Source organism: Candidatus Palauibacter sp., assembly GCF_965237495.1.
Lineage (GTDB): Bacteria > Gemmatimonadota > Gemmatimonadetes > Palauibacterales > Palauibacteraceae > Palauibacter.
In genome coordinates this window covers 2687105-2698369 of sequence record NZ_OZ250143.1, presented here as the reverse complement: position 1 = coordinate 2698369, position 11265 = coordinate 2687105, and the positions used below count along the sequence as shown (strand labels likewise).

At 67.3% G+C, this 11265-nt stretch carries 9 protein-coding genes; 5 read left to right on the top strand and 4 right to left on the bottom strand.

Going from position 1 to position 11265, the window contains the following annotated elements:
- Nucleotides 1-96 precede the first annotated feature (96 nt).
- The 4 genes from ACPXY0_RS11815 to ACPXY0_RS11800 all read left to right on the top strand — a co-directional run bounded on the left by ACPXY0_RS11815 (nt 97) and on the right by ACPXY0_RS11800 (nt 7359).
- Complete coding sequence (locus ACPXY0_RS11815) at nt 97-1386, top strand: DNA polymerase Y family protein (protein WP_423924776.1); 1290 nt, start codon at nt 97-99, stop codon at nt 1384-1386.
- 7 nt (nt 1387-1393) lie between these two features.
- Nucleotides 1394-1672 carry a hypothetical protein gene (locus ACPXY0_RS11810; protein ID WP_423924774.1) on the top strand — a complete coding sequence of 93 codons (279 nt, stop codon included), beginning with the start codon at nt 1394-1396 and terminating at the stop codon, nt 1670-1672.
- Nucleotides 1673-1677: 5 nt separating this feature from the next.
- Nucleotides 1678-5307 carry a DNA polymerase III subunit alpha gene (locus tag ACPXY0_RS11805; protein WP_423924772.1) on the top strand — a complete coding sequence of 1210 codons (3630 nt, stop codon included), beginning with the start codon at nt 1678-1680 and terminating at the stop codon, nt 5305-5307.
- A gap of 525 nt (nt 5308-5832) precedes the next feature.
- A complete protein-coding gene (locus ACPXY0_RS11800) occupies nt 5833-7359 on the top strand; it encodes an IS1380 family transposase (RefSeq protein WP_423924770.1) in 1527 nt (508 codons plus the stop codon).
- A gap of 185 nt (nt 7360-7544) precedes the next feature.
- On the opposite strand, the gene ACPXY0_RS11795 is transcribed toward ACPXY0_RS11800, so the two are convergent.
- The 3 genes from ACPXY0_RS11795 to ACPXY0_RS11785 all read right to left on the bottom strand — a co-directional run bounded on the left by ACPXY0_RS11795 (nt 7545) and on the right by ACPXY0_RS11785 (nt 10123).
- Complete coding sequence (locus ACPXY0_RS11795; RefSeq protein WP_423924768.1) at nt 7545-8402, bottom strand: hypothetical protein; 858 nt, start codon at nt 8400-8402, stop codon at nt 7545-7547.
- A gap of 477 nt (nt 8403-8879) precedes the next feature.
- On the bottom strand, nt 8880-9362 hold the full coding sequence (locus ACPXY0_RS11790) for a PIN domain-containing protein (RefSeq protein ID WP_423924766.1): 483 nt from the start codon (nt 9360-9362) through the stop codon (nt 8880-8882).
- Nucleotides 9362-10123 carry a hypothetical protein gene (locus ACPXY0_RS11785; RefSeq protein WP_423924764.1) on the bottom strand — a complete coding sequence of 254 codons (762 nt, stop codon included), beginning with the start codon at nt 10121-10123 and terminating at the stop codon, nt 9362-9364. Before ACPXY0_RS11785 ends, ACPXY0_RS11790 begins: the two co-directional genes overlap by 1 nt.
- A 379-nt stretch (nt 10124-10502) precedes the next feature.
- On the opposite strand from ACPXY0_RS11785, the gene ACPXY0_RS11780 reads away from it, so the two are divergent.
- Entirely contained in the window at nt 10503-10922 is a 420-nt protein-coding gene (locus ACPXY0_RS11780; RefSeq protein ID WP_423924762.1) for a cupin domain-containing protein, read from the top strand.
- A gap of 48 nt (nt 10923-10970) precedes the next feature.
- Here the strand turns inward: ACPXY0_RS11780 and ACPXY0_RS11775 are convergent, their stop codons facing one another.
- A complete protein-coding gene (locus ACPXY0_RS11775; protein WP_423924760.1) occupies nt 10971-11186 on the bottom strand; it encodes a SelT/SelW/SelH family (seleno)protein in 216 nt (71 codons plus the stop codon).
- Nucleotides 11187-11265 lie beyond the last annotated feature (79 nt).

The window sequence follows — 11265 nt, the reverse complement described above, 5'->3', positions numbered from 1 at the left end:
AGGTGCCCGGTGCCCTTGCATCCCTCTCGTGAACCGCTAGGTTAGCCGGCCCGATATTCGGGCTTTATTCGGTTTTCTGGGTTTGGAAGAAATCGCATGGACGCAGGTCGCGGGAGCCGGATGGCGCTCTGCCTCTGGTGGCCGGGGTTCGAGCTGGAGCTGGAACGGGTCCGGACGCCATCGCTCGCGGACCAGCCGCTCGCGCTACCGACGGCGGGGGACCGGCGCCGCATCGAGATGGGGTGTACGCTCGCGGCATCGTTCGGGGTCGAGCCGGGGATGATCGTCTCGCAGGCGATCGCGCTCTGTCCCGCGCTCGTCCTCTGCGAGCCGGATCCCGATTTCCACGACGCGGCGCGCGACCGGATTCTGGAGATCCTCCGCCTGTGGAGTCCGGTCGTCGAGGGGTCGGTGGATCGGGGCCGGCTGTTCGTGGGGGTCGACGGGCTCGAACGTCTGTACGGCCCGCCCGGGCGGCAGCTCGCCGGGCTTCGGGCGCGGCTCGAGACGCTGTCGCCGTGGCTCGCGTCGAGCGCCCGGTTCGGCTACGCGCCGGGAAAGTTCGCGGCCTGGGTCGCGGCGCGGTCCGCGGGGCCCGGGCGGTCGGCGGATTCCGGGCGGCCGGGCGCGGCCGTCTGCGTGGCGCCGGCCGATCTCGCCGCGTTTCTCGCGCCGCAGCCGGTCGAGGTGCTGCCGGTGTCGCCGCGCATGGTCCGGCGGCTGAAGCGGCTCGGGGTCGGGCGGCTCGGGCGGCTGGTTCGCATGCCCGAGCCGGCGCTCGTGTCGCAGTTCGGGGCCGACGGGCGCCGGGCGCTCGCCTGGGCGCGGGGGGAGCGCATCGACCGGGTGCGGCCGGAGGCGCCGGCCCGGCCGATCCGCGTCTCGCTCGACTTCCCGATGCCGATCGGGCAGCTCGAAATGCTGCACGCCGCGCTCGACCGGCTCATCCATCGCGCGCTCGAGCATCCGCGGCGGCGAGGCAAGAGTGTCCGCGGTCTCAGGGTGTCGGCGAGCCTCGAGGGAGGCGGCTCCTGGTCCATTCGCGCGATCGCCCGGGAACCCACGAGCGAGCCTGAGCGGCTCGGGGCGTTTCTGCGCTCGCGGATCGCGCTCGACCGGCCCCGGCGCGCGGTCGAGACGCTGCGGCTCGAGTTGTTCCGCTTCGGCCCGGCGAGCGCGCAGACCGGGCTCTTCGACCAGAGGGAAGGCACCCCGCGCGTGCTCGGTTCGCTGGAGACGAAGGACGGCGAACTTCTGCCCCCGTTCCGGCACGCGGCGCGCCTGCTGCGGCTTCGGCTCGGCGCCGCCGCGCTGTACCGCGTGCTCGAACTCGAACCGGAGTCACGTCTGCCCGAGCGGCGGCACGCGCTCATGGAACTGGCCTGAGCCACCCGTGGCGACGAGGCCGAAGCCGCCCGCGGGGAAGCTGCGCCCGCTCAACCGGCCGCGTCCGGTGCGGGTCCGGCTCGGTGCCGCCGGCGTGCCCGTGAGCCTCGAGATCCGGGGGCGGTGGCGGCGGATCTGCGCGGTGCTCGACCAGTGGCGGATCGATGACGAGTGGTGGAGGGAACCGATCTCTCGCGCCTACTTCTCGATCGTGCTCGAGAACGGCGCGCAGCTCACGGCCTACCACGATCTGATGCTGGATCGCTGGTTCCTGCAGCCGGAGTAGGTACCGTGGACGCCCGGCCGCGCGTGTCTCGTCTGCGGTCCTCGGCCCTTCGGGGAGCTGTCGACTATGTCGAGCTGCACGCGCACTCCGCCTACTCCTTTCTCGATGGCGCGTCGAAGCCCGAGGAACTCGCGGCGCGCGCGCTCGAACTGGGCTATCCCGCGCTGGCGCTCACCGACCACGACGGGCTGTACGGCTCGATGGAGTTCGCGCAGTTCTCCCGGGCCCACGGGTTACAGCCGATCACCGGCGCCGAACTCACCCTTGCCTCGCCTTTCGCGGGGACGGGGGCCGACGAACGGGCCAACGAAGCTGCCGTCCGCTGCCACGTCACGGTGCTGGCGGAGAATGCGGTGGGGTATGCGAACCTGTGCCGGCTGATCACCCAGTCACATATGGAGAACCCTCGCGGGGAGCCCCGGCTCGACCTCGGCGTGCTCCTCGAACGGTCCGAGGGGCTCATCCTCCTCAGCGGGTGTCGCCGCAGTCCGCTCCTCGCGGCGCTCGAGCGGGGGACGGGTGAGGCCGAGCGGCTGGCCGGCCGTCTGCGCGACGCGTTCGGCGCCGACAACCTCTTCATCGAACTGCAGCACAACGCGGTCCACGGCGACCTCGCGCGCGGGCGGGCGCTGGGGGCGCTGGCCGACCGGCTCCGCATCCCGGTCGTGGCCACGGGCAACGTCCACTACCATATCGCGGACCGGCACCGTCTCCAGGACATCCTGGTCGCGATCCGGAACCGGACGACGGTCGACGATTCCCACGCCCTCCGCCGTCCCAACGCCTGTTTCCACCTCGCCTCGCCCCGGGAGATGCAGTGGCGCTTCGCATCGCGGCCCGACGCGCTCCGCAACACGCGGGCGATCGCCGAGCGCTGCCGGGCGTTCGATCTTACGGCCGACCTCGGCTACCGGTTCCCCGACTTCAAGGGGAGCGGCTTCGCACCCGCCATGCGCGTGCTCCATCATGTGTGCCGCAGGGCGTTCGAGACCCGATATCCTCCCGGCAGCAGGTACCGGAGAGAAGCCGAAGAGCGGCTCGCCACCGAACTCGCGCTCGTCGACCGTCACGGGCTGGCAGGATTCTTTCTCGTGTATCACGACATCCTCGAACTGGCCCGGGAGGTCGCGCACCGCGTGCGGGGCGACTCGATGCCGCGCCAACTCCTCCCGCCCGGGCGCGGCCGCGGGTCCTCCGTCTCCTCCATCATCTGCTATCTGATCGGGCTCTCCCACGTGGATCCGGTACAGACGAATCTCTTCCTCGGCCGGTTCCTGAATGACGCCATGGAAAGTGTCCCGGACATAGACATCGACTTTGCGCGCGATATTCGCGAAGAACTGATCCTCGCGGTCTATGAGCGCTACGGGTACGATCACGTCGGGCTCGTGTGCACCTTTCCCACCTACCGCACGCGCTCGATCGTGCGCGAACTCGGCAAGGCGCTCAGCCTCCCGGCCGGCGACATCGAGAAGCTGGCCAGGCTCGCCGAGCCGGGAGAGGGCGGGTTCATGGCGGAACTCGAGCGGATTCCGGGTCTCGAGGCGCGCGCGAACGCGCGGATCTGGCAGGTGTTCGCCGAACTGGCCGAGGAGATCAAGGGGCTCCCACGACACATCTCCCAGCATGTGGGCGGGATGATCATCTCGAGCCGGCCGCTGTTGGAGATCGTCCCGCTCGAGCCCGCCGCCTGGGAGGGACGCGTCCTCTGTCAGTGGGACAAGGACTCCTGCGACGACGCGCGCTTCATCAAGATCGACTTCCTCGCGCTGGGGATGATGTCGCTCGTCGAGGAGGCGGTGGAGACGATTCACGTGCGCCACGGCGAGATGCCCGATCTCTCCCGCATCGACTATGAAGACGAGAAGATCTACGACCGCATCTGTTCGGGAGATACAGTGGGCCTCTTTCAGGTCGAAAGTCGCGCGCAGATCCAGATGCTGCGTCGGGTGCGGCCGCGGAATCTGGCCGATCTCGCGGTCCAGGTCGCGATCGTGCGGCCGGGCCCCATCGTCGGCGGGGCGGTGAATCCGTATGTCCGGCGGCGCGAGAAACTGCGCGCGGATCCGGACTACGTCGTTCCCTACGACCATCCGCTGCTGGAAGAAGCGCTCGGGGAGACGCTGGGCGTGATCATCTTCCAGGACCAGGTGCTCCAGGTGTGCAAGGCGCTGGCGGGGTTCAGCGACGGGCAGGCCGAGGGGCTGCGGCGCGCCATGAGCCGCAAGCGCTCGCGCGAGGCGCTGCTCGAGTACTGGGAGGCGTTCCGCGACGGCGCGATGGGGAAGGGGGTCGACGGCCCGACCGCGAAGAAGGTGTTCGAGCAGGTCGTCGCGTTCTCCGAGTTCGGGTTCCCGAAGTCGCACGCGGTGGCGTTCGGGCTCCTCGCGTTCCAGTCCGCCTGGCTCCGCGACCGCTATCCGACCGAGTACTACGTGGGGCTGTTCAACAACCAGCCGATGGGGTTCTACTCGCTCGACGCGATCGGGCGCGACGCGCGCCGGCACGGGGTCGGCGTGCGGCTGCCGGACCTGAACGCGAGCGAGGTCGCGTGCACCCCCGAGGGGGACGATGTCCGCGTCGGGCTCGGCATGGTCCGCGACCTGGGGGCCGAGGTGGCCGAACTCATCGTGGCCGAGCGCGCGCGCGGCGGGCCGTTCACGTCGCTGCCCGATTTTCTGCGCCGGACCCCGGCCGCGTTCAAGCGGGCCGCGATCGAGAACCTGATCTGGGTCGGGGGGCTCGATTCGCTGGGGATCGAACGCCGCGACCTGCTGTGGCAGACCGGGCTGTGGCTGGGCCCCGAGGCCGAGACCGAAACGGAGCGCCGCCGCCGGGAACTCGCGACGAGCGCCGCGGGACTGGGCGGAGACGCGCCGCCGGTGCGCGGCCGGCGGAACACCGACCGCTCGGACCAGGGCCAGATCGAACTCGCGCTCGACGACCCCTACGCCGATCTCCGCTTCACGGGCACGCACGACATGGAGAAGATGATCGCGGAGTACCGCATCCTCTCCTTCGCCGCCTCACAGCATCACCCGTTCGCGCTCGTGGGCGACCACCTGCCCGACCGTACCGTCTCCTCGGCCCGCTTCGCCGATCTCCCGAACGGGAGCGAGGTGCGGGTGGCGGGGATCGTGGTGGCCCGCCAGCGCCCGCACACGGCGAAGGGATACATCTTCATCCTCATGGAGGACGAATCCGGGCCCATCAACGCGATCGTGAAGCCGGACGTATATCAGGAATGCCGCGCCGCGATCCGCCTCGAGCCCTTCCTCTACATCGACGGCACGCTCCAGAAGGACGGCGCGACGTACAATGTGCTCGCCGCGGGCGTCTATCCGCTGCGGCTGAGCCCCGAACTCAGACTGAGCCGCGAGACGGTCTCGCCCGTGGAGGGAGAAGACGGGACGCCGGCTCCGCCGGTTCAACTGGAAGCCCCGGAGGAGACGGCAGCCGAGACCCCGCCCGAGACGTCGGCGGAACCGATTTCCCCGAATCCCGGCCCGAACCGCATTGCGACCGTCGCCAATCGAAACCGACTCACCGGTCTGGATCCTTTCGCGTACCTCGAAGCGTTGCGGCGCGACCCGCCTCCCACCATGAGCTGGGGCCGCGGCGGGGGCTGCCGCTAGTAACGGCATCCCCCATATCCATCTTCCGAGCGGGGCGGTTCGATCCCGCCGGGGAGCCCGGCTATCCCCCTACCGTCGGGTCCCGCGGCGGGTGCTGGAACGCGCGGCACCAGGTGCAGCGGCGTCCGATCCGGTTGATTCACGGCCTCGAGGCTCGCGGAGACCGAGGTTCGAGCAATGCCCGCGCCGCTGGAGACTCCACCGGGCCGCGTAATGCAGGATGGTTCTCTCATTCCCTACCGCCGCTAGGGTGTCGAACCCGCGCCCAATGAGTCGTTCCGACAACCGCCGGAAGACTTCGTTCTTCCCCAACGATGGTCAACACGATCGTCCCGCAAAGCTCCACCACGTCTCTCGCAACTTTCCTCAATTCCTCGGCTGTAAAATCGCCTGTGCCGTGAACTAGCCCTAAAACAAGCGTGATTCGGGCAAGGCATCTACCAAAGAGTACCGGAAAGGCCTATCCTGATTGTAGTTATCGGATTCGGGCGTCGGACGCCCGGTCCCAACCAGGAGGCCTTTCCGGTGAAGAGAATATCGCACGAGCAGAGCCGAAGGAACAGTGCCCGGCGGAAGCGGAAGGTAACGTCGCGGCACCGTGGGGCGGGACGCCGGCGGGCGCGGGCGAACCCGGTGTTCGCCTCGGGCGGGCTCCACTACGAGATCGGGTCGCGGACGAGCGCGATGAGCTTCGGGGGCATCGGCGCGGTGGGGTGCCTGGTGTCGAAGGTGGGGCTGGCGCGGGAGATCGACCGGCACCTGGAGCTTCTGAAGCGGCACCTGCCGTACCACGAGTCGGACCACGTGCTGAACATCGCCTACAACCTGCTGTGCGGGGGCGCGCGGCTGGAGGATCTGGGCGGCCCGCGCCACGACGCGGCGTACATGGACGCGCTGGGCGCGGAGATGATCCCGAGTCCGACGGCGGCGGGCGACTTCACGCGGCGCTTCTCCGAGGCCGACGTGATCGAGTTGATGGAGTGCATCAACGCGGTCAGGCCGCGGCTGTGGAGGGGGCGGGGCCGGGAGCTGCTGGGGCCGGTGGCCTACGTGGACGTGGACGGGACGCTGGCGCCCACGCTGGGCCGGAAGAAGGCGGGCATGGACATGTCCTACAAGGGGGTGTGGGGCTACCACCCGCTGGTCGTGTCGCTGGCCAACACGGGCGAGGTGCTCTACCTGGTGAACCGGCCGGGCAACGCGGTGAGCCACCAAGGTGCGGCGGCGTGGATCGACAAGGCCCTCGACCTTGTCTCGCCGCATGTTCCCAGGGTGTGCGTGCGCGGGGACACGGACTTCTCGCTGACCGTCAACTTCGACCGCTGGAGCGAGAAGGCGGACTTCGTCTTCGGCCATGACGCGCAGCCGGCGATCATCGAGCGGGCCGAGGCGCTGGAGGAGGAGGACTGGAAGCCTCTGAAGCGCAAGCCGCGCCACACGTCCCGGACGGGGAAGGCGCGGAGCAAGCGGCCCGACGAGAAGGGGCGGATCGTGCGCGAGCGCGGCTACGTGAACAAGCGGCTGAACCACGAGGACGTGGCCGAGTACGAGTACCGGCCGGCCAAGTGCCGCGGGACGTACCGGATGGTGGTCGTGCGCAAGAACATCAGCAAGATGAAGGGCGAGCTCACCCTGGTCGACGAGATCCGCTACTTCTTCTACATCACCACCCGGAGGGACCTGAGCGCGGCCGAAGTCGTCCGGCTGGCCAACGCGCGCTGCGACCAGGAGAACGTGATCGAACAGCTGAAGAACGGGGTCAACGCGCTGCGCGTGCCGGTCTATGACCTGGTGAGCAACTGGGCCTACATGGTGATGGCGGCGCTGGCGTGGAACCTCAAGAGCTGGCTCGCCATGATGATGCACCTGAAGGCCGACCGCCGGAAGTACATCGCCATGGAGTTCAGGCGCTTCGTCGGCGAGATGATCCTCGTGCCCTGCCAGGTCATCCGCCGGTCGCGGCGCACCACCCTCAGGATCATCGGCTGGCGGCCGGCCACCGACCGTCTGTTCAGCGTCTGGCGCACGATCGAGAGGACCGGCTTCGGCTGACGCCGCCCCCGTTCTCCCGCTCGTCCCACACCCCCACCCGGATCCGCCGGGACCGGTGTCCGCCGGCGCCAAACAACGCCCCAAAAATCTCCACCCACCGGGCCCAGAACCCCGCCTCCCCGTCTCGGCACCACCCAAAAACGGTCTTCCGGCCGACTCCTCGGCCCATAATCCCCAGCCCAAAGTCATAGTGACGCCCCGGGAGCCCTACTCGCTTGTTTTAGGACTAGCTTGCTACGTTTCGCGTACAGGTCGTCCCATTCAGACTTGAGGTGTTCCAAACCGTTCCTGTCCAATACACGCATAACAGACTGGCGCAGAGACAGGCGAAACAACTTCGAAATCGCGTCTCGCACTTCCTGCAACTCAACTTCCGTGAGCGAATCACTGTGAACGTTGTCCGCGAGCCCCTCGAGGAGTTGGCGTTGTTCGTCCGTCCAGTTCCGGCCCGCGGCAATTCCTTCGACCGCGGAGACAGCCAATACGATCTTCGCCGGGGACTCGGGGTTCACCAATGCCAGGTTGAGCAGTTGAACAGCCCTGACAACTCGTGGAACAGACGGTGGCCCTGAAAGCTCCTCAACAGCGCCAAGCAGCTGCTGGGGACTCTGTTTGACGGTGATCCTGCCACTGGCACGAAAAAGGGAACTGTTACCATCGTCCGGATAAATCATGATGCCGTGCAGATCGGGCTGGAGCCGTGCGTGGGGTGGCAAGGCTCCAGCCTCCCGGAGAGCAGATTCGTTGACGCCGAAATCAGCTCTATCTCGACCCGTGTCCACCCCGATGCCAGCGCAGAGCCCCGCCAAGTGGACGATCTCTCGCAACGTGTGACCGAACTCTTCAGCTTTTTCTCGTGTGGCAAAGCTGCCAGCCTCAAGAACGACGGAACTCGCTTTCGCAAGGACCGAGTTGGAATACTCCTCCTCGATCCCTACTTCAAAGGACCGGCCGCCGACCGAAATCGTCGTGGGTGCGCCATCCATGCGAAGACGTTCTCCTGTGACAAAACGGAATCGCAAACGGTAGGCGAAGGTTGTCATCAGTTCTCACTCCTAATCACAAAGTGGGATGGCAACACCACCGGTTACTGCTCCTCCCCATAACGCGAGAAAACCCTGCTCCAACCCATGGAACCGTCTGCACTGCGGCTGCGGCATGGAGGGGTGGACCCCGTACCTGGTGTCAAGAAAGCAATCCGGAAGCCCCGAAGCCACAAGAAGTCAACCGGAATGGAGGCGGGAATCGCACAGCCTGAAGCCCTGATCTCGGCGAGGTCGAATGTAGAGGGATGACTGTCCTGTGCACTCTACTTGTCCGCTCCTCGTGGCGTCAGAATCTCGCCGGTGTCGCTGAACCGGAAGAGGACAACGGTTTCCGCGTTGCCTGTACGCTCCCCCGCCGGAACCGGCGGCCTCGCGAGGCCGCCGGGCGTGCAGACGAGCGTCCAAGGGGGCATGATGATCCCCGGAGCACGTCGCTCTTGCCCCGTGCTCCGGGGGCGGGCGGCTCCACTGCCCTCATCTGACCAGATTCTGGTCGACGAGCAACAACTTGAGCCACACTCCGTCCACGTGTCTGAAGTCTTCGTCCGCGGTCAATAGCGCCGCACCCGCGGTGTGCGCCGTGGCAGCGATCCAGAGGTCGTTCTTCCCCATCCGGCGGGCGGGTTTTGGGGGAGGCGCCACGCCCGGAGAATCCACCGCAGTTCCGCGAGTCCACGCATCGATAAGGGCATAGGCGTGGACGATTTGAGGTTCGTCGATCGAAACCGTCGGGAATTGATGGAGGATCTGTTCGAGGCGGCTCCGTTTCGTCTGGGCCCATCCGCGCTTTTCGGCGATCGCGAGGATCTCCCCTTTGCATACGATCGATGTGAAAGACACGACTTCACGGTTTCCCAGATCGAACTCTTGGTAGGCGCGCTCTGCCCATGGAGCCTTCCTTGCGAGGCCCAGCAGGATGTTTGTGTCAAGTAGAACGCGGTCATGGGACGCGGACATCAATCGAGTTCAGCCAGGAGTTCCTCGATGGAATCGTCCCCCGGCCAAGCACCCCAAAGAATCATCGGATCGACGTGGCGCAGCCTCTTCGCCACGGGTTGAGTCGTGTGGGTTCTTGGTCCGCTCGCGATGGAGATCGGCAGTTTCTCGAATATGGCGTCCTGCGCGGCGCGGGTCGTAATCCGGCGGGCTTCGATGAGACGGGGCTGGCCGTTGGACTTGAAGTGCACCAGACCTTCGACGGTGGCCTGCCTGCCCCAGAGCGGGCGCAGGGTCTCCACATCCAGTACGGTCCGGTCGAGTCGTCCCGGGAGCGTCCCGTGCTTGCCGAGCAGGAGCCGAAACCTGCCTTGATCGTGGCCGATCTCATCGAGTTGTCCGCTTACGACTGCCGCGCTCGGGGCCGGGATCAGGCTGATCCGCTCCCTGATCCGCGGGCAAGCGGCATCTTCGAGCACAAACCGGCTGCCCCCGGGCGTGCACGGTACGAGTTCGTAGCGAACGCCTTCGGTCCGCGCCGCGTTCCCGAGTTCGAGAATCGCCTCCAGTACGGAGCTGTCAAAGCGATCGCCGGACGCCTCGGCATTCTGGGCCTCGCTGATGGCGAGGGCCGCGAGATCGAGCGCCGTGTCGTCCACATCGGGTTGCTGAAGCCAGAGGTCCTGTTGATCCGGATCGAGACCCGCGACGCCTCCAAGCCGGGGCGCCTCTATATCGAGGACCGTGGAGCCGGGTCGGAGTCCCGTAATCGTGAAGTCCACTGCGGCGCTGAGCCAACCGGGCTTGCGGCCCTTGCCGCCGCTTCTTCCGGTTGCCAGCAGCCGGGTGGCACGCTCAGCGGTCCGGAGGAGTGCGCGCAGGGAGCGCTCCAGCGTCGCCGCCTTGACATGACCTTCCGCTTCCTGGAGTCCGGCCAGCCGGAATCTGTAGGATTGCGTGCTCAGCGGATGCGCTCCGGTTTCGAGTTACGGCGGGGTGACGGCCCATCACGCCGCGCCTCAAGGCCGACCGCCGCACAAGGACGACCAACCTACGCTCGCGCCGCTGGCGGCGCTGAATGTTGCGGCCCCAGCGGCGGCGCCCACTTCATGTGATCCCGGGTCCGGCATCGCGGCGGCCGCAGGTGTATCATGTCCCACCATGGAACGACACACGGCGGAACCTGAGCCGGCGGACGCTCCTCAGCAGGCCGAGGATCAGGAGCGGGCGAGCCGCGGGAAACCCAGGATCATCGACAAGCCCTGGGGGCGCGAGGTGTGGTACGCCCACACCGGCCGCTACGCGGGGAAGATCCTCGAGGTCGAGGCGGGACACATCCTCTCGCTGCAGAAGCATGAGGTGAAGCACGAGACGATGCTGCTCCAGTCGGGGCGCATGCGCTTCACGCTGAACGACGATGTGTTCGAATGGACGCCGGGCGAGGTCGTCTCGATCCCGCCCGGGAACGTCCACCGCATGGAAGCGCTCGAGGACAGCGTCATCCTCGAGGTGAGCACGCCGGAACTCGACGACCTCGTCCGCCTGGAGGACCGCTACGGGCGTGCCGGCGGACCCGGCTAAGCCGCCATCAGAGCCATCGCGCCCCCCGCAGACGTTCCCGCGGGAACGTCAGAGCGCGGCGAGGATCTCCTCATGGGTGGGGTGACGGCCCGTGGCGGCCTTCGAGTAGATGAGATTGCCATCCGCCACGACCTCGAACCGGCCGCCGCCGGACGGGATCATCTCGATCTCCGGGTTGTCGAACCGTTCTCTGAGGGTGGCCGCCAGACTGGCGGCTTTCGGTTCGTAGTTTCAAGCAGTGCAGTATTCGATGGATATGTGCATCCGTCTCGTCTTTCTCCCGATTCTGATCTCCCGGCACGCTCGCCGTTGACCCCGACGGGAACAATGGGGTATCTACGGG